The organism is Serratia sp. root2 (genome assembly GCF_031931805.1).
In the GTDB taxonomy this organism is placed as follows: domain Bacteria; phylum Pseudomonadota; class Gammaproteobacteria; order Enterobacterales; family Enterobacteriaceae; genus Serratia; species Serratia inhibens.
This window is the reverse complement of sequence record NZ_JAUJXB010000001.1, coordinates 1,485,536-1,502,444: the sequence shown is the minus strand read 5'-3', so window position 1 is coordinate 1,502,444 and position 16,909 is coordinate 1,485,536. Positions and strand designations below refer to the sequence as shown.

Annotated in this window: 17 protein-coding genes; 8 read left to right on the top strand and 9 right to left on the bottom strand. The window is 58.4% G+C overall.

Annotated features, from left to right (window positions below; all coding sequences use genetic code 11):
- Window positions 1-111: 111 nt before the first annotated feature.
- From fumC to QZQ97_RS06680, 3 genes are all read left to right on the top strand, one after another.
- Complete coding sequence (fumC, locus tag QZQ97_RS06690) at window positions 112-1,509, top strand: class II fumarate hydratase (RefSeq protein WP_311992806.1); 1,398 nt, start codon at window positions 112-114, stop codon at window positions 1,507-1,509.
- 59 nt (window positions 1,510-1,568) lie between these two features.
- On the top strand, window positions 1,569-2,258 hold the full coding sequence (locus QZQ97_RS06685) for a helix-turn-helix transcriptional regulator (RefSeq protein WP_311992805.1): 690 nt from the start codon (window positions 1,569-1,571) through the stop codon (window positions 2,256-2,258).
- Between the two features lie 93 nt (window positions 2,259-2,351).
- Entirely contained in the window at window positions 2,352-2,720 is a 369-nt protein-coding gene (locus QZQ97_RS06680; protein WP_311992804.1) for a VOC family protein, read from the top strand.
- Here QZQ97_RS06680 and tus read toward each other — a convergent pair.
- Window positions 2,710-3,648: a DNA replication terminus site-binding protein gene (tus, locus tag QZQ97_RS06675; protein ID WP_311993885.1), complete on the bottom strand. Its 939-nt coding sequence runs from the start codon at window positions 3,646-3,648 to the stop codon at window positions 2,710-2,712. The two genes, QZQ97_RS06680 and tus, sit on opposite strands and share 11 nt — an antisense overlap.
- A 161-nt stretch (window positions 3,649-3,809) precedes the next feature.
- Window positions 3,810-5,075, bottom strand: a complete 1,266-nt coding sequence (locus QZQ97_RS06670) for an MFS transporter (protein WP_442995188.1) — start codon at window positions 5,073-5,075, stop codon at window positions 3,810-3,812.
- A gap of 149 nt (window positions 5,076-5,224) precedes the next feature.
- On the opposite strand from QZQ97_RS06670, the gene QZQ97_RS06665 reads away from it, so the two are divergent.
- The 3 genes from QZQ97_RS06665 to bioD all read left to right on the top strand — a co-directional run bounded on the left by QZQ97_RS06665 (window position 5,225) and on the right by bioD (window position 8,312).
- Complete coding sequence (locus QZQ97_RS06665) at window positions 5,225-6,115, top strand: LysR family transcriptional regulator (RefSeq protein WP_311992802.1); 891 nt, start codon at window positions 5,225-5,227, stop codon at window positions 6,113-6,115.
- 158 nt (window positions 6,116-6,273) lie between these two features.
- Window positions 6,274-7,491 carry a sugar metabolism global transcriptional regulator Mlc gene (gene mlc, locus QZQ97_RS06660; protein ID WP_311992801.1) on the top strand — a complete coding sequence of 406 codons (1,218 nt, stop codon included), beginning with the start codon at window positions 6,274-6,276 and terminating at the stop codon, window positions 7,489-7,491.
- A 149-nt stretch (window positions 7,492-7,640) separates the two neighbouring features.
- Window positions 7,641-8,312, top strand: a complete 672-nt coding sequence (gene bioD / locus QZQ97_RS06655) for a dethiobiotin synthase (RefSeq protein WP_311992800.1) — start codon at window positions 7,641-7,643, stop codon at window positions 8,310-8,312.
- Here the strand turns inward: bioD and clcB are convergent.
- Window positions 8,309-9,589: a voltage-gated ClC-type chloride channel ClcB gene (gene clcB, locus QZQ97_RS06650; RefSeq protein ID WP_311992799.1), complete on the bottom strand. Its 1,281-nt coding sequence runs from the start codon at window positions 9,587-9,589 to the stop codon at window positions 8,309-8,311. The two genes, bioD and clcB, sit on opposite strands and share 4 nt — an antisense overlap.
- A 274-nt stretch (window positions 9,590-9,863) precedes the next feature.
- On the opposite strand from clcB, the gene QZQ97_RS06645 reads away from it, so the two are divergent.
- Window positions 9,864-11,351, top strand: a complete 1,488-nt coding sequence (locus QZQ97_RS06645) for an MDR family MFS transporter (RefSeq protein WP_311992798.1) — start codon at window positions 9,864-9,866, stop codon at window positions 11,349-11,351.
- A gap of 45 nt (window positions 11,352-11,396) precedes the next feature.
- Here QZQ97_RS06645 and QZQ97_RS06640 read toward each other — a convergent pair whose 3' ends face one another.
- Window positions 11,397-11,696: a DUF1161 domain-containing protein gene (locus QZQ97_RS06640; RefSeq protein ID WP_311992797.1), complete on the bottom strand. Its 300-nt coding sequence runs from the start codon at window positions 11,694-11,696 to the stop codon at window positions 11,397-11,399.
- An 89-nt stretch (window positions 11,697-11,785) separates the two neighbouring features.
- Window positions 11,786-12,154, bottom strand: coding sequence for a DUF1283 family protein (locus tag QZQ97_RS06635; protein ID WP_311992796.1), 369 nt, complete (start codon window positions 12,152-12,154; stop codon window positions 11,786-11,788).
- A 149-nt stretch (window positions 12,155-12,303) separates the two neighbouring features.
- Between QZQ97_RS06635 and QZQ97_RS06630 the strand changes: the two genes are divergently transcribed.
- Complete coding sequence (locus QZQ97_RS06630; protein ID WP_311992795.1) at window positions 12,304-12,633, top strand: YnfA family protein; 330 nt, start codon at window positions 12,304-12,306, stop codon at window positions 12,631-12,633.
- Between the two features lie 19 nt (window positions 12,634-12,652).
- Here QZQ97_RS06630 and ydfG read toward each other — a convergent pair whose 3' ends face one another.
- The 4 genes from ydfG to QZQ97_RS06610 all read right to left on the bottom strand — a co-directional run bounded on the left by ydfG (window position 12,653) and on the right by QZQ97_RS06610 (window position 16,739).
- A complete protein-coding gene (ydfG, locus tag QZQ97_RS06625; RefSeq protein WP_311992794.1) occupies window positions 12,653-13,402 on the bottom strand; it encodes a bifunctional NADP-dependent 3-hydroxy acid dehydrogenase/3-hydroxypropionate dehydrogenase YdfG in 750 nt (249 codons plus the stop codon).
- Between the two features lie 200 nt (window positions 13,403-13,602).
- On the bottom strand, window positions 13,603-14,124 hold the full coding sequence (locus QZQ97_RS06620; protein WP_311992793.1) for a GNAT family N-acetyltransferase: 522 nt from the start codon (window positions 14,122-14,124) through the stop codon (window positions 13,603-13,605).
- Between the two features lie 98 nt (window positions 14,125-14,222).
- Window positions 14,223-15,281, bottom strand: a complete 1,059-nt coding sequence (locus QZQ97_RS06615) for an aldo/keto reductase (protein ID WP_311992792.1) — start codon at window positions 15,279-15,281, stop codon at window positions 14,223-14,225.
- Window positions 15,282-15,284: 3 nt separating this feature from the next.
- Window positions 15,285-16,739 (bottom strand): MFS transporter, encoded by a 1,455-nt coding sequence (locus QZQ97_RS06610; RefSeq protein ID WP_311992791.1) that lies wholly within the window; start codon window positions 16,737-16,739, stop codon window positions 15,285-15,287.
- Window positions 16,740-16,909: the final 170 nt, after the last annotated feature.

Genomic DNA, 16,909 nt, shown 5'->3' with positions numbered 1-16,909 from the left:
ACTCTCTTAATGCGAATAGTTATTATGTCACTATACTGGTTGGGTGTGCCGGCGGGCATGAGCGCGTTGGCGTAATCGTACATTTTTAGGAATTGTACTAAGGAGACCGTGATGGCAGCCGTTCGTATTGAAAAAGACTCTATGGGACCGATTGAAGTGCCGGCCGATCGGCTATGGGGGGCGCAGACTCAGCGTTCTCTGGAGCATTTCCGCATCTCTTCTGAAAAGATGCCGACCGCCTTAATCCATGCGCTGGCGTTGACCAAACGCGCTGCGGCCAGTGTGAACAGGGACCTGGGTCTGCTGCCGGCCGAGCGCGCTAACGCCATCGTCAACGCCGCCGATGAGGTGCTGGCGGATCGGCATACCAACGAGTTCCCACTGTCGATTTGGCAAACCGGTTCCGGCACCCAAACCAACATGAACATGAACGAAGTGCTGGCCAATCGCGCCAGCGAGCTGTTGGGCGGAGTGCGCGGCGAAGAGCGGCGGGTACATCCAAACGATGACGTAAACAAGAGCCAGAGCTCCAACGACGTGTTCCCGACCGCGATGCACGTGGCGGCGGTGATAGCGGTACGCGAACATCTGATCCCTGAATTGAAAGTGCTGCACAAAACGTTGAGCGACAAAGCGGAAGCCTTCCGCGATATCGTCAAAATCGGCCGCACCCATCTGCAGGACGCCACGCCGCTGACGCTCGGCCAGGAAATTTCCGGCTGGGCGGCGATGCTGCAGCATAATTTGCAGCATATCGAAGCCAGCATTCCACACATCTGCGAGTTGGCGCTGGGCGGTACGGCGGTGGGGACCGGGCTGAACACTCATCCCGAATATGCGGTGCGCGTCGCCAGGGCGCTGGCTGACCTGACCCGACAGCCGTTCGTTACCGCGCCCAACAAATTTGAAGCGTTGGCGACCTGCGATGCGTTGGTGCACGGCCACGGCGCGCTGAAAGGGCTGGCGGCCTCATTAATGAAAATTGCCAACGATGTGCGCTGGTTGTCCTCCGGCCCGCGCTGCGGCATTGGCGAGATTTCCATCCCGGAAAACGAACCGGGCAGCTCCATCATGCCGGGCAAGGTCAACCCGACACAGTGCGAGGCGATGACCATGCTGTGTGCGCAGGTGATGGGCAATGACGTGGCGGTGAATATCGGCGGTGCCTCCGGCAACTTTGAGCTGAACGTGTTCCGCCCGATGGTGATCCACAACTATCTGCAGTCTATCCGGCTGCTGGCCGATGGCATGCAGGGCTTTAATGAGCACTGCGCGGTGGGCATCGAACCCAACCGCGATCGCATTAGCCAGTTGCTGAATGAATCTTTGATGCTGGTTACCGCGCTGAATACCCATATCGGCTATGACAAAGCGGCGGAAATCGCCAAGAAAGCCCATAAAGAAGGGCTGACGCTAAAAGCCGCAGCGCTGAACCTGGGTTACCTGACCGAAGAGCAATTCGACCAATGGGTGCGCCCGGAAGAGATGGTCGGCAGCATGAAGAAGTAATTGATTGAATGCATGGTTAAGGGCTTACTTGGGGTAAGCCCTTTTTTTGGAGAAAAAGCATGTCACGCACCGAGCGTTTACTGGATCTGATGCAGATCCTGCGGCGCCATCGTTATCCGGTCGCCGGCCATGCGCTGGCGCAGGAAATGAACATCAGCATGCGCACGCTGTACCGCGACATCGCCACGTTGCAGCAGCAGGGGGCGGAGATCGTCGGGGAAGCCGGGGTGGGGTATGTGTTGCGGCCTGGTTATATGCTGCCGCCGCTGATGTTCTCGCCGCAGGAAATCGAAGCGTTGGTGCTGGGAATGCGTTGGGTGTCGCGGCGCGGAGACACCCAATTGGCCGGCGCGGCGAATAATGCGCTGGCGAAAATTGCCGACGTCCTGCCCGCCATGCTGCGCGATGAACTGGAGGCCAACACTTTGTTGATTGGCCCGACAGACGTGGTGCAGGTGGCAGACGAAACGGTGGTGTTGATCCGCGATATCATTCGCCAGGAGCGCAAGCTCGCCGTGGATTACTGTGATCGCGACGGCAGCGTCAGCGAACGCACTCTGTGGCCATTTGCGCTCGGCTATTTTGAACAGGTGCGCATGCTGGTCGCCTGGTGCGAACTGCGCCAGGCGTTTCGCCATTTCCGGCTTGATCGCATTCGTTTGGCTACGCCGCTGGCGCAGCGCTACCCGCGTGGCCGTCGCGTATTGATGAAAGAGTGGTATAAAACCCAGGGCATCACTCCCCAGTAAACCATAATCACTACTGCCAAAAACTGTCAGCAGGGCGCGCTAATTTACCGCTATCGGGAGCCGCCGGTTCCCTTCAGCCATGAGGCCAGTCTGATGACAACCCCAAACATGACTCTGCTTTACGTCGACAGCCCGGAAAAAAGCGTCGTTTTCTATCGCCGGTTACTGGCGCGGGAGCCGGTGGAGTTTTCACCCAGCTTCGCGCTGTTTGTGCTGAGTAACGGCTTTAAACTGGCGATGTGGTCGAAGCATACCGTAGAACCGGTCGCAACGGCTGCCGGTGGCGGCGGTGAGATTGGTTTCCTGTGCGAGCAATCGCAGCACGTAGACGCGCTTTGTCAGCAGTGGCGTGAGCTGGGGGTGGAGATTATCCAGCAACCGGTGTCGCTCGATTTCGGTTATACCTTCGTTGCCACCGATCCGGACGGCCACCGCCTGCGGGGATACGCGCTCAGCCTGTAGGCGCGTCGGTATACAGATGCAGCCGTTTAACCAGTAGCCGCAGCGGTTTGGCATCGGGTTTGTACTTGTGTTTGACCGCCGCAGCGTCGTAATTGAGCAGTTCACCAATCTTTGGCACCTGTGCGCCGCTTTCCACCTGGCACAGGGCGATCAGCGGCAGCGGGCAGGGGTGTTGCACCTGCTTTTGCTGCTCCTGATACCACACGCGGGCGATCGGTTGTACCTTCACCGGGCGTTTGATTTTCAACACCGCCTGTTGTGGCAGGCGGCTGACGTCATCGATCTCGCGGCTGACCAGTTCGGCCCACTGCTCGCGGTTATGCGGCGGCACTGCGCGCCCGGCCTTCAGGCTTTTTTCCAGCTGCGCCAAGATATCGTCGCGTTTCACGTTTTTGATAATGTGTTTGTTGGCCCAACCGAAGCGGACCGAATCAGGGTTGCTCAGGGCGGTGATGGCGCGATAGGCGCTGAGGGTGATCAGGCCATGCAGGTGAGTGTGGACGAAATCAAACCGCTGCTCTGGCGCCAGGCCCGAATCGACGGTGATAATTTGTTCCAGTTCGGCCTTAAGCCGATTAATCAGGGCGATCTGCGCCTGCAACGCCTGATATTGCGGCAGTTCCACCGCCAGACATATCACGCCGGGCAGGCGTACCGCCGCCTTGCTGCTGACGTTGTGTTTATTGTGATGGATAAACAGCCGCTGATAGTGCTCCAGCGCGAGCGCACGCGCCGCCTGGCCAACATGCTGCTCGACGGCGATCTGTTCCACCGCCGCGTGCTCTTTTCCCTTCTCGATTTCCGGCAGGCTGAACACCCGCGCCGCCAGCAGCCGCAGCGGCAGGATTTGCTGGTGGAGCGCTGCCAGTGCCTGCTCCAACTCGGTGAAACACGTATTCATTCTGCCGATTAGACCGTATTTATCCATCATTCACCTCGCATTTTAGTTACAACATACAATAAGAGAACGGCAAACGAAAGGGCAACCTCGACCACAGTGATAACACCAGGCTCCCAGTGGTCCAGCCTGGCAGGGGGATTAAGGTTGCCGCCTGTTTATGCCCGCAGGCAGGCGGCAAGGTGAGGGGGTTAGACGCGCGCCGCTTCCGGCAGCTTCTTCAGATAATGCACCACCAACAGAGCCAGCAGCAGCATCATGCTGATAAATGCTACGACACCGCTCCAACCGAAACTGTGCCAGAACACGCCGCCGAGCGTACCGGCCACGCTGGAACCGACGTAATAACAGAACAGATAAAGAGAAGACGCCTGGCCTTTGGCGCGCCGTGCGCGGCGGCCAATCCAACTGCTGGCAACCGAATGGGCGGCAAAGAAACCTGCGGTAAACAGCATCATGCCGATAAGAATAATCGCTACCGGCGCCAAGGCGGTAATGAGGATCCCGATCAGCATAATCACGATTGAAGCCAGCAGAACCGGGCCACGACCGAAACGAGAGGTCATCGCGCCAGCCTTCGGCGAGCTGTAAGATCCGGTCAGATACACCACCGACAACAGGCCGACAATGGCCTGGCTGAGGTGATAAGGATCGGACAGCAGACGGTAGCCAATGTAGTTGAACATAGTGACAAAGCTGCCCATCAGCAGAAAGCCTTCGGCAAACAGCAGCGGCAACCCCTTGTCGTGCCAATGCAGCCTGAAGTTAATCAGCAGGGTACGCGGGCGCAGCGAACTGGCACGGAAATGCGTAGAAGCGGGCAAAATGCGCCAGAACATGCAGGCTGCGGCCAGCGCGAATACTCCAATTACCGCCAGCGACACGCGCCAGGAGAAGAAATCGGTCAATACCCCGGTCACCAGGCGGCCGCTCATGCCGCCGATGGAGTTGCCGCTGATATAAAGCCCCATCGAAAAGGCGACAAAACTGGGGTGGATCTCTTCGCTTAAATAAGTCATGCCGACGGCCGCCACGCCGCTCAGGGACAGCCCAATCAGCGCACGCATCAGCAAGATACCGTGCCAACTGGTCATAAAGGCGCAAATCAGGGTGCATATTGCCGCCAGCAACAACGCCACCACCATCACCGATTTACGGCCGATCGCATCGGACAGCGGGCCGGTAAACATCAGGCCGATCGCCAACAGGCCGGTGGAGGCCGAAAGCGACAGGCTGCTTTCCGCCGGCGAGATACCAAAGTCCTGTGACAGAACCGGCAGGATCGGCTGCACGCAATACAACAGGGCGAAGGTAGCCAACCCGGCGGAAAACAGCGCCAGGGTAACGCGCATAAACTGCGGCGTTCCGCGTTCGATGTAAGGGAGTTTATTCAGGGTGGAGCGTTTGGCTTTTGGCGCAGCAGCCGCATCGTCGTTGGCGGCCAGCGTCGACGGCATGCTTGCCGCAGAACGCACAGGGGTTGTCACAGTCTTTCCTTACCGAACTTCGGGCGATTTAAACAGGTACATCATGGGTTAACAAAATGATAGGGAGAGCCCAGTTTTTTGTCTAATATATTAATAATTCAAATTAAGACGTTTAAAGTATGAATATAGAGCTGAGACACCTGCGCTATTTTGTCGCTGTGGCGGAAGAATTGCATTTCGGTCGGGCGGCGGAACGTTTGCGCATTTCGCAACCGCCGCTCAGCCAGCAAATCCAGGCGCTGGAGGAAATGGTCGGCGCGCGTTTGTTGGCGCGTAACAACCGCAACGTCAGCCTGACGCAGGCGGGGGAAATGTTCCTGAAAGAGGCTTATCAGGTGCTCGATCAGGTCGGCCGTGCGGCGGAAAAGGCCGCGCGACTGGAGCGTGGCGAACTGGGTGAGTTGACCATTGGTTTCACCTCTTCGGCTCCTTTTATCAGCGTGGTGTCGCGCAGTTTGCGGGCTTATCGCCAACAGCACCCGCATGTGCATATAAAAATGCGCGAAGTGAATACCAAGCAACAGATCGAACCCTTGCTTAACGGCGAACTGGATCTGGGCGTGATGCGCAATACGCGCTTGCCGGACATGTTGAAGCATCAACTGTTGCTATGCGAGCCATTGGTCGCGGTGGTGCCGGAAGGGCATCCGTTAATCCATATTGCGCCCGGCACGCTGCGTTTCCAGCATCTGGCGGAAGAGCCGTTTGTGTTTTTCTCGCGAGAGGTGGGAACGGCGTTGTATGACGAAATCTTGTCGCTGTTGGCCAAAGCGGGGATCACGCCCTACATCACCCAGGAAGTCGGCGAAGCGATGACTATCATCGGCCTGGTATCTTCCGGGCTGGGCATCTCTATTCTGCCGGCGTCTTTTGGCCGGGTGAAAGTCGATGGGGTGAAATACCTGCCGCTGGCGGAACCGGAGGCGATGACCGAAGTCTGGTTGGTGCATCACCGCCAAAGAGCGCTGACCGCTGCAGCCAAATCGTTGATGACACTGCTGCTGCCGTGACGGAATGCTGCACAAATAAAACGCAATCCGCGGCGAAAGCAGGGGGAATTTGTGCTGCAAATCACATAACGAATCAAATAGTTGACGCTGTATTACAAAAGCCCCACCATAGCCTCTAGTCTTTATTTAGAAGCGCGAAAAATAGTAGGAGCAGGTTTGTGATTGCTGTTGGGCAGCCTGGGCATATCGATCAAATCAAACAAACAAATGCAGGGGCAGTTTATCGGCTAATCGATGAACTGGGCCCAATTTCGCGTATAGAACTGTCCAAACGTGCGCAGCTCGCCCCCGCCAGCATCACCAAAATCGTACGCGAGCTGCTGGAAGCGCATCTGGTTAAAGAAAACGAATATCAGGAAGTCGGCAGCCGCGGGCGACCGGCGGTAGGGCTGGTGCTTGACACCGAAGCCTGGCATTACCTTTCCGCTCGCATCAGCCGCGGCACCATTACGCTGGCGCTGCGCGATATCAGCAGCAAACTGGTGGTAGAAGAGCTTCTGCCGCTGGACGCCGAACACCCTGAACCGCTGCTTAAACGCATTCTCGGCGAAGTCGACCAGTTCTTTATCCGCCATCAAAGCAAACTTGAGCGCCTGACGGCGATCGCCATTACCCTGCCGGGCATGATTGATGTGGCCTCCGGCGTGGTGCACCGTATGCCGTTTTACGATGTCGTGGACATGCCTCTGGGGCCGGCGCTGGAAACCCGCACCGGGTTGCCGGTCTACCTGCAGCACGATATCAGCGCCTGGACCATGGCCGAAGCGCTGTACGGCGCTTCGCGCGGCAGCCAGAACGTGATTCAGGTGGTGATCGACCACAACGTCGGCGCAGGCGTGATCACCGGTGGGCGAGTGCTGCACGGCGGCAGCCACAGCGTGGTGGAGATTGGTCATACGCAGGTCGACCCTTACGGCAAACGCTGTTACTGCGGTAACCACGGTTGTCTGGAGACCGTCGCCAGTATTGAAAACATCCTGGAGATCGCCCAACAGCGTCTCGCGACCTCCATGAGCTCCAGCCTGCACGGCGTGCCGCTGACGGCAGAATCCCTGTGCGATGCGGCGCTGGCGGGCGATCAACTGGCCAAAGATATCATTCTGGGCGTGGGGCACAGCGTGGGGCGTATTCTGGCGATCATGGTCAATTTGTTCAATCCTGAAAAAATCCTGGTCGGTTCCCCGCTGAACCGTGCGGCGGAAATTCTGCATCCGGCCATCGCCTCTTGCATTCGTCAGCAATCGCTGCCGGCCTACAGCGACCATGTGCAGGTGGAATCCACTCAGTTCTTCAACAAGGGCACCATGCCCGGCGCCGCTCTGGTGAAGGAAGCCTTGTACAACGGCTCGTTGCTGGTACAACTGCTGCAAGGGTAATATCAGTAATACTTATCTTTTAACGATAAAAGATTGAGCTACCTCAAGCCCCGTTCGCTCAGCATCCCCTAGAATTTTCCCGTTCGTCTCCTTCGCCATATTACGGCGATATTTGGGTTGTTAATGGAGCATTTCGGGGCAATTAAGACATGTTAAAGCGTTTATTTGTAACAGGCACGGATACCGACGTCGGTAAAACCGTGGTTTCCCGCGCCTTGCTGCAGGCGCTGGCCGCGCAGGGCCGTTCGGCCGCCGGCTATAAGCCGATCGCGGCGCGTTGTCAGGAAACCAGCGAAGGCATTCGCAATAAAGACGCTTTGGTTTTACAGGCATCTTCGACCCTGCCGCTGTCGTACGAGGAAATTAATCCCATCACCTGTCTGGATGAGGTGTTTCACGCTCATGCCACCGAGGATATCAACTACGGCATGATGAGCAGCGGGTTGCAGAGTCTGTCCGCCAGAGCCGATACCGTGGTCGTGGAGGGCAGCGGCGGCTGGCGCGTGCTGATGAACGATCTGCGGCCCTATGCCGAGTGGGTGATCCAGGAGCAATTGCCGGTGGTGTTGGTGGTGGGAATCAAATTGGGTTGCGTCAGCCACGCCTTGTTGACCGCACAATCGATCATTAATGACGGTTTACCTTTGTTGGGATGGGTGGCGAACCGGATTAATCCGGGGCTGGCGCATTACGCAGAAACTATCGAAGCCTTGCGCCAGCGCATTCCTGCGCCGCTGTTGGGGGAAATCCCGTATCTGCCGCGCGCCGAGCAGCGCGAACTGGCGCACTACCTCGATATTTCGCCTTTGCTGAGCCGTTAGGCATTGTGATAGACCGACACCGAACGCAAGCCGCGCGACACGGTGGTGGCGATCACGCAGGCCAGCAGAATACCGGGCAATAGAGTGTATTCGCCGGTCATCTCAAACACCATCAGCGCGGCCATGATTGGCGCGTGAGTGGTGGCGGCCAACAAGGTTGCCATACCGGTCAACGCCATCAACAGCGGCACGGCAGCACCCAACTCGGGCCAGGTGGCGCACAGCTGCCCAACCACCGAACCCAGCGCAGCCCCGACAAACAGCGTTGGGGTGAACACGCCGCCGGGCGCACCGGAACCACTGCTGGCAAGCACAGCCAGCAGCTTGCAGATCAAAATGGCGCCGACCAGCAATACGCCGGGCGGTGCGCTGAGCAGAGATTGCACTACGCTGTAGCCATTACCCCACACTTCAGGAAACAGCAGCGACAGCAAACCAACAATGAATCCGCCCAGCGCCAGCTGTAGCGGCGGCGTCAGGCGCAGTGAGCGGAACGCATGGCCGGAAGCCGACATCGCCCACAGAAACAGCGGGCCGCAGATACCGGCCAGCACGCCGAGCAGCGCCATCAACAGATATTGTACCGGCCAGGGCGCAGGCAGTGGTTCCACCAAATACAGCGGCGCCTGGCCACCGTTGAGCAAATTAGTCACCAGCAGCGCGCTGACGGCGGCAATCACTACCGGGCCGAGCGAAGCCAGCATCAGGGTGCCAAACAGAATTTCGGCGATAAACAGGCTGCCCGCCAGCGGCGCGTGATAGGCGCTGGCCATACCGGCGGCGGCACCGCAAGCTACCCACAGTTTCCACTCTTTTTCGTGGGTAAAGCGTTGGGCGAATACCGATCCCACCAGTGCCGCCAGCAGGATCATCGCGCCTTCGCGGCCGATAGCGCTACCGCTGGACACCACCAGCAATGAAGCCAGGCATTTAACCAGGCTGGCGCTGACATCGAGCCGCCCGTCGCCGGTTTCTATCGCTTCCATATAATCGGTAGGCGCTATTTGCCGCTGATGCTGATAACGCTGATAAACCCACAGCAAAAAACCTGCCGCCAGGCCGCCCAGAGCCGGAGTTAAGGCTCTGCGCCAGCCCGGTAATGCAGCGGCGGCGGCCACCAGGCTGCCATCTTCGTGATCGAGCAATACCCACTCCAGCCCGAGCATCGCGCGGTGAAACAGCCAAACGACCAACGCGGCGGCAATGCCCAGAAAGATGGCGATAAACAGGCGGCGCAGCAGGGCGCGATAATGATGCAGGTGGACCAATCGTTTCATGAGGCGGTAAAATCGTGATAAAAATGAAAGGTTCAGCTGAGCATTGTGCTTGCCGGTCCGGCCGAAGGCCAGAGAATCTTTACAGATTCGCCGCTGGGATCGTGGTTTCAACGGCGAAGCGAAACATTCCGCTCATCTATGGTGACGTTGTCACCAAGTGTTCAAATGATGCGTTTTTCGCCATTGAAAACAGGGAAGTAGACACAGCTTACGGCAGCGTTTAACCCGGCGGATATAATTTGATGACAATAAGAATCCAGAGCCCAAAAACGCTATGACAACTAACGACTCATCTGCACCTCTCGCTCATCGCCCGCTGATTCTGATCGCCTGCATGCTGGCAATGTTTATGTCTGCCATCGAGGCGACCATTGTCGCCACGGCGATGCCGACCATCATTGGCGATCTCGGCGGTTTCTCGCTGCTGGGCTGGGTCTTTGCGGTCTATTTGCTGGCGCAGGCCATCACTATTCCGATCTATGGCCGGCTGGCGGATCTATTGGGCCGCAAGCGGGTGTTTTTCTTTGGCGCCTCGCTGTTTTTACTGGGATCGGTCTTGTGCGGTTTTTCGCCCAATATGTACTGGCTGATTGGTTTTCGGCTGTTGCAGGGGCTGGGTGCGGGGGCGATTATGCCGATCGCGACCACCATTATCGGCGATATCTACAGCGCTACCGAGCGGCCGAAGGTCATGGGCTATCTGTCCAGCGTGTGGGGCGTGTCGGCAATCATTGGCCCGTTGCTGGGGGCGTTTATCGTTCAGCATTTGCCCTGGGCGCTGGTGTTCTGGGTCAATTTGCCGATTGGCCTGCTGGCTATGTTTTTTCTCGGCCGCTATCTGCCCTCCAGTAAACGGGTGCGCAAACACGCGTTGGATCTGGCGGGCACGGCATGGCTGACGCTGTTTGTCGCGGCGCTGCTCATGTCGTTGCTGCAGGCGGAAAATCTGGGATGGTGGGTGTTGCCGCTGTTGTTGCTGGCGGCGGTTTCGCTGATGCTGCTGATCCGCCAGGAACGCCGCGCGCCAGAACCTTTGTTCCCGTTGGCGTTGTGGCAAAGCCGTGTGATTGTGGCCGGCAATATTGGTGGGGTGGTGATCGGCGCGGCGATGATGGGGATCAGCGCCTTTCTGCCGACCTTTATTCAGGGCGTAATGGGAGGAACGCCGCTGGAGGCCGGGACCACGTTGGCGCTGATGTCGATTGGCTGGCCACTGGCCAGCACCCTGAGCGGGCGGCTGATGCTGATGACGTCTTATCGTACCACCGCGTTACTGGGGGCGCTGTTGTTGCTGGCAGGCGGGTTGATCTTGTTGCTGCTGCAGCCGAGCGGTGGTCTGCTGTGGGGGCGGGTGGCGGCTTTTATGGTGGGCGCCGGCATGGGGTTGTGCAACACCACGTTTTTGGTTTCGGTGCAAAACGCCGCGCATCACAGCATTCGCGGCATAGCTACCGCCTGTACGGTATTCACCCGAATGATGGGGTCGGCCATCGGCACCGCTATTTTGGGCGCTACGTTGAACCTAAACTTGCAGCACCGTCTGCCGCAAACCGCCGATCCGGTGCAGCAATTGATGGAGCCGGCAGTGCGCGGCGCCATGACGCCGGAACAACTGGCGGATATGGTTCAGCAGGTGGCCGCTTCGTTACATTGGGTGTTTTTGGTTTCCGCACTGATTTCGTTGTTGGCGTTGGCAGCGGCGATGTTGATCCCCGCACGGCATAGGCCGCAGGGTGAGGGTGAAGAGGCGGAACAGGCGTAGTAAAAAAAGAAAAAACTAAGGGCGCGGTTGCGCCCTGAACTGGGGTTATTGCGCGGTTTTGGTGTCCTGACTGGTGCCTGTCTGGGCCGCGTCACCGTTATCGTCACCGTTGCTCAGGCGGGTATAGACAATTTTCTGAGTGTCGTTTTCGCAGTGACCAACGACTAATCCGCCAGCCTGTTGAGCCTGGTCATTGGGTACGATGTCCAGCTTGAAGCCGGATTCCGGTACGCCGTTTTTGACAATTTTCTGTGAAATGTCCGCCTTCACGCTTTCGCATGAGGCCAGGGCTGCCAGGGGGGCTGCGGTCAGCAGCAGTGCACCCAGGATAAGCGTTTTTTTCATCAATTCGTCCTTATTTGAGCATGAGCTTCCGTTGTCACAATAGCAGCAATGGCGGCCGAGGTTAACGTTCGCCGCCGGCTGCGACGAGATTAAGGATTAATCTGACGACCGGTCTGGCGATCCAGACACTTGCGGGTGTTCGGTTCCCAGTAGGCATTAACGTTCAGGCTATCGTCGCAACGGTCTTCGCTGTCGATTGCCTTGTCTACCTTGTCGAACTCTTTCTCGACGCGGGTGTTGACCTTATGGCGCAGAGATTTGGTGTCGTTAAACTGTTCTTTGCTCTGGCGAGCGGCTTCGGTGCCCATGGCGCCGCTATTACTGCCATCGACGGTTACGCAGGTGCTGCCCTGGGTGCAGGTGGCAGCCAACGTCGGAGCCTGCCAGGCACCCATCAGCATCAACATGGCGACCGGCAGCATCCCGCGCAGCAGTCGTTGTGTAGAAAGTGTTTTCATCGTTTCATCCTTATGAGTTAGTGTTGCCGGAGGAAGGCAACACCGGCTTAATCGCGCCCGCAGGCGTGGCAATAAATATACCACCTAGCCCGGAGACTGCACCAGCCAAGCGCCGCTTCGTTTACTTTACTGAGAGAAAAGCATCACCCATGTTAAAGACTACCCTGCTATTTTTCGCCACCGCGTTAGCCGAAATTATAGGCTGTTTCTTGCCCTACCTGTGGCTGAAAAAAAACGCCGGCGTTTGGCTATTGCTGCCGGCAGCAGCCAGTTTGATGCTGTTTGTCTGGCTGTTGACGCTGCATCCGGCAGCCAGCGGGCGAGTCTATGCGGCTTACGGCGGCGTTTATGTGGCAACGGCGCTGCTGTGGTTGCGGGTGGTGGACGGGGTCAAGCTGTCGGCGCTGGATTGGTTGGGTGCCGGTGTGGCGTTGGCGGGGATGCTGATTATCGTTTCAGGCTGGCGTACCGCCGGATAATCCGGCGGTACGGGAAGCGTCAGGACTCGCGGTGGATATTCAACCCGGCGAAGGACTGGCTGACCGGCATGATTTCCAGCGTATTGATGTTGACGTGGGCCGGCAGGGTGGCGACCCAGAACACCGACTCGGCGATATCTTCCGGCGTTAGCGCATTGGCACCGTCGTAGATCTTGTCAACTTTGCCATCGTCGCCCTTGAAGCGCACGTTGGAGAACTCGGTACCGCCCACCAGGCCAGGCTCAATGTCGGTGACGCGGATACGCGTGCCGTGCAGATCGGCCCGCAGACCCAGGCTGAACTGTTTGACGAAAGCCTTGGTCGCGCCGTAAACGTTGCCACCTGCATACGGCCAGTTGGCGGCGACGGATCCGATGTTGATCACATGGCCAATGTTGCGTTCAACCATCGCCGGCAGCAGGGCGCGGGTCATGTTCACCAGGCCTTTGGTGTTGGTGTCGATCATGGTATCCCAATCGTCGGCGTCGGCTCTGTGCGCAGGTTCCAATCCCAACGCCAGGCCGGCGTTATTCACCAGCACGTCGATCTGGCGCAGAGCAGCAGGCAGCTCGTCGATCACCTGCTGAATTGCGGCGCGGTTGCGTACGTCCAGGCGGACGATGTGCAGCGCGTCACCCAGTTCGTCTTTCAACTCTTCCAGGCGTTCAACGCGGCGGCCGGTAGCAATTACCTGGTGGCCTTCGCGGATAAAACGCCGCGTGATAGCCTCGCCAAAACCTGATGTGGCGCCCGTGACAAAAATGATCATGTGACTGTTCCTCAAGTGTTTATACCCTACATACTATTAGGATTAGCATAATCCCACATCAAGTGGCAGCGGTTATCTGCATGTGCGGTAAAAAACAGCCATCGATGCCGGCAAGCGGGCGGTTTTCGGTCAGTTGGCAACAAAGAGAAAAGGAGGCCTGGCCGCTAAAGGATGGGTAAGGGGCCGGGCCGGTAAAACCTTTAAAGCTGTGGCGGAACCTGGTAGACCACGCAGTCGTATTTGGTGTTTTCGCGCCGGCCGGCTACCACGCCGCCAAGGGATTCAGCGATGCGTCGGCTGGGGGTGTTTTGCTCGGCCACCGGGTAGATAAAGTGCTGTGGCCGGTAGCGCTCGCTGGCCCAGACCGCTATGGCGTGGACAATTTCGCGGCCATAGCCGTTGCCGTGCTGAGTCTCTTTTACCCAAATGCCCAGTTCCGGCGTTTGGCTGTGCAGGTCGTGCGCGCCGCCCATGCCGACAAACTGTTTGGTGTCGCGCAGACGGGCAATAAAAATCACTTCTTCGCCTTCACGGATCAGCGGTAACCAGGCTTGCCAGACGTTGGCGAAGGCCTCCGGTGACGCCTCCGGTTCAAAATTCATAAAGCGCGTCAAGGTTGGGGTAATCGCCTGGTAAACCTCGTCGGCGTCTGCTGCGGTAAATGGAGCAATCAACAACCGATCGGTGTTAAGGCGGCACTGAGAAAGGTCACTGTGAATCATTATTATTACCTCGCTTTTCAGGCCAAAACGGCAAAAAATCCGCACCCGTCAAAACGGGGCGGATCATCGATACTACGTTGATTAACGGCAGATGCGACTTATTTTTGCTGCAGGTGCGGAGCAAGCAGAAGCAGGTCGGCGTCCGACAGACGGTCCGGCGCGGTGGCGGCCTGGTGCCAATAAGGATAAATCAATGGCGGACGGCTCACTTCCTCCAGCCGCTGCAGCTCTTCTTCGCTCAGGGTTAGATTGGCGGCTTGCAGGTTGTCCTGCAGTTGATTGTCGTTGCGCGCGCCGATCACCACCGAAGTGACAGTGGGCCGTGCCAGCAGCCAGGCAAGGGCGACTTGAGCCGCAGACACGCCGTGCGACTGGGCGATATCCACCAGTACGTCGACGATATCGTACAGCCGTTCCTCGTCGCGCACCGGCGGCTCGCCCCAGTTGGCCAGATGGCGGGTGCCTTCCGGTGCAGGCTGATTGCGGCGGTATTTACCGGAAAGCAAACCGCCGGCCAGCGGGCTCCACACCAGGACGCCGACGTCCTGATCCGCTGCGATCGGCAGCAGTTCATATTCTGCCTCGCGGGCCTGCAGCGTGTAATGAATCTGCTGGCTGACCGGGCGTACCAGGCCCAAGCGTCCGGCGGTGCCGAGGTGTTTCATCAGGTGCCAGCCGGAAAAGTTGGACACGCCGACGTAACGCACCTTGCCGCTACTGACCAAATGCTCCAGCGCGCGCAGGGTTTCTTCAACCGGCGTCACGCCGTCCCACTCATGCAGTTGATACAAATCGAGATAATCGGTGTTCAGCCGGCGCAGACTGGCTTCGCAGGCGCGGATCAAATGATGGCGAGACAGCCCCGCGTCGTTCGGGCCGGCGCCCATCGGGAAGCGCGCCTTGCTGGCGACCAGCACCTGCTGGCGTTTTTTGCCCAGCGCCTGGCCCAGGATCTCTTCCGATTTGCCGGCGGAATAGACGTCGGCGGTATCGAACAGATTAATGCCGGCGTCGATACAGCGGTCTATCTGGTTGCGGGCTTCGTCAACGCCGGTATCGCCGGTTTTGGCGAATTTTCCTGCGCCGCCAAAGGTCATGGTGCCGAGACTAAGCGCCGAAACTTTCAGGCCTGAATGGCCAAGCTGACGGTATTGCATCGTTTAACTCCTTGCCTTGGTTGCCGTGGATTCATCAGCGCCAGCCGGTGCCGACGAAGGGGATTTTTTCCGGCGGACTTCGCTGCCGGCCTCGGGATTCAACGTCAAACTGTCTACCACCGCCAGCAGGGCGATGACGCCGATAACCCCAAACGCCAACTGGAAATCGACCAGCGGCAGGCGATCGGCCGACGGCGGCATCAGCATTTCCGCCAACCGCAGTGCCAGCGCGCCGATGGCGATGCCCAGGCCGCTGCCCAGTTGCTGCGAGACGGTGAACAGAGTGTTGGCGCCGCCCATCTGCGGTTGCGGCACTTCGGAAAACGCCAGCGTATTCAGCGCGGTGAACTGCATGGAACGCGTTAACCCACTGACGAACAGCAACGCCACAATCAGCCAGGTCGGGGTTTGCGGCGTCAACAACGCGCAGGCAAAAATAGTGGCGGCGTTTAGCAGGCCATTCACCACCAGCGTGGTGCGAAAGCGGAAACGGTAAAGTATGGCAGAGGTAAAAGGTTTCATCGCCAGGTTACCGGCAAACACCGCCAGCACCAGCAGCCCGGCGTCGAAGGCGTTGAGGCCAAAGCCGATTTGGAACAGCAACGGCAGCAAGAAGGGCACGGCGCCAATGGCGATGCGGAACAAGGCGCCACCCCAAATAGTGACGGCGTAACTTTTTATCCGCATTGCCCACAGATTGATCAACGGGTGTGCGGTGCGTTTGGCGTGGCGCACCGCCAGCGCACCGAGCGTCAGGCTGCCGAGGATGCACAGTACCGGCACTGGCCAGGAGAGCTGCGGGTGGTTGATCAGGTCCAGGCCGAACATCAGCCCAAAGCAGGCGATGCCGGTCAGCATGAAGCCGGTGGCGTCAAACGGCACGCCTTTCTGCGGTGCCTCCTGTGGGATCAACCGCCAGGCCAGCCACAGCGCGGCGACGCCCAGCGGCACGTTGAGAAGAAAAATCCAGTGCCATGACGCGTAGGTGGTAATGAAACCGCCGACCGGCGGGCCGAGGATCGGCGCCACCAACCCCGGCCAGGTAATGGTGGCGATGGCTTTTATCAGGTCCGGTTTGGCGGTGTTGCGCAGCACCACAAGCCGGCCGACCGGCACCATCAGCGCGCCGCCAAAGCCCTGCAAAATGCGGGCGGCGGTGAAAGTGGGCAGATTAACGCTGGCGGCACACAGCACCGAGGCCAGGGTAAAAATCACTACCGCAGCGGCAAAGATATTGCGCGCGCCGAAGCGATTGGCGATCCAGCCGCTGGCCGGAATAAACACCGTCAGCGTCAGAATATAGGCGGAAATACCGATGTTCATGTCCACCGCTCGCACGCCAAAAGCGGCCGCCATCTGCGGCATCGCGGTAACAATCACCGTGCCATCGAGGTTTTCCATAAAGAAGGCGCCGGCCACCAATAACGGCAGCGCACTGGCACGTGAAAACCAGCTCATGGTAAAGCGCGTCGGGTGGAACACAGGCAGGATGCAGGCATGACAAGAAACCCCGTTTCAAAAAAATTTAATCCGGACGAGTTTTCGAGCATAGCGCATCGTACACAGGTTAAAAAGAGGTTAAGCAGGTGATGATTAGCGAGCGCAGCGATCTGCGCTCTCAGAGGGGA

Excerpts from the sequence above, each read along its gene's own strand:
- bioD (WP_311992800.1), top strand. The coding sequence starts at position 7,641 with ATGTTAAAGCGTTTATTTGTAACAGGCACGGATACCGACGTCGGTAAA.
- QZQ97_RS06630 (WP_311992795.1), top strand. The coding sequence starts at position 12,304 with ATGTTAAAGACTACCCTGCTATTTTTCGCCACCGCGTTAGCCGAAATT.
- QZQ97_RS06665 (WP_311992802.1), top strand. The coding sequence starts at position 5,225 with ATGAATATAGAGCTGAGACACCTGCGCTATTTTGTCGCTGTGGCGGAA.
- QZQ97_RS06680 (WP_311992804.1), top strand. The coding sequence starts at position 2,352 with ATGACAACCCCAAACATGACTCTGCTTTACGTCGACAGCCCGGAAAAA.
- QZQ97_RS06685 (WP_311992805.1), top strand. The coding sequence starts at position 1,569 with ATGTCACGCACCGAGCGTTTACTGGATCTGATGCAGATCCTGCGGCGC.
- QZQ97_RS06635 (WP_311992796.1), bottom strand. The coding sequence starts at position 12,154 with ATGAAAACACTTTCTACACAACGACTGCTGCGCGGGATGCTGCCGGTC.
- QZQ97_RS06670 (WP_442995188.1), bottom strand. The coding sequence starts at position 5,075 with ATGCCGTCGACGCTGGCCGCCAACGACGATGCGGCTGCTGCGCCAAAA.
- QZQ97_RS06620 (WP_311992793.1), bottom strand. The coding sequence starts at position 14,124 with ATGATTCACAGTGACCTTTCTCAGTGCCGCCTTAACACCGATCGGTTG.
- ydfG (WP_311992794.1), bottom strand. The coding sequence starts at position 13,402 with ATGATCATTTTTGTCACGGGCGCCACATCAGGTTTTGGCGAGGCTATC.
- QZQ97_RS06610 (WP_311992791.1), bottom strand. The coding sequence starts at position 16,739 with ATGAGCTGGTTTTCACGTGCCAGTGCGCTGCCGTTATTGGTGGCCGGC.
- fumC (WP_311992806.1), top strand. The coding sequence starts at position 112 with ATGGCAGCCGTTCGTATTGAAAAAGACTCTATGGGACCGATTGAAGTG.
- QZQ97_RS06645 (WP_311992798.1), top strand. The coding sequence starts at position 9,864 with ATGACAACTAACGACTCATCTGCACCTCTCGCTCATCGCCCGCTGATT.
- clcB (WP_311992799.1), bottom strand. The coding sequence starts at position 9,589 with ATGAAACGATTGGTCCACCTGCATCATTATCGCGCCCTGCTGCGCCGC.
- QZQ97_RS06640 (WP_311992797.1), bottom strand. The coding sequence starts at position 11,696 with ATGAAAAAAACGCTTATCCTGGGTGCACTGCTGCTGACCGCAGCCCCC.
- tus (WP_311993885.1), bottom strand. The coding sequence starts at position 3,648 with ATGGATAAATACGGTCTAATCGGCAGAATGAATACGTGTTTCACCGAG.
- QZQ97_RS06615 (WP_311992792.1), bottom strand. The coding sequence starts at position 15,281 with ATGCAATACCGTCAGCTTGGCCATTCAGGCCTGAAAGTTTCGGCGCTT.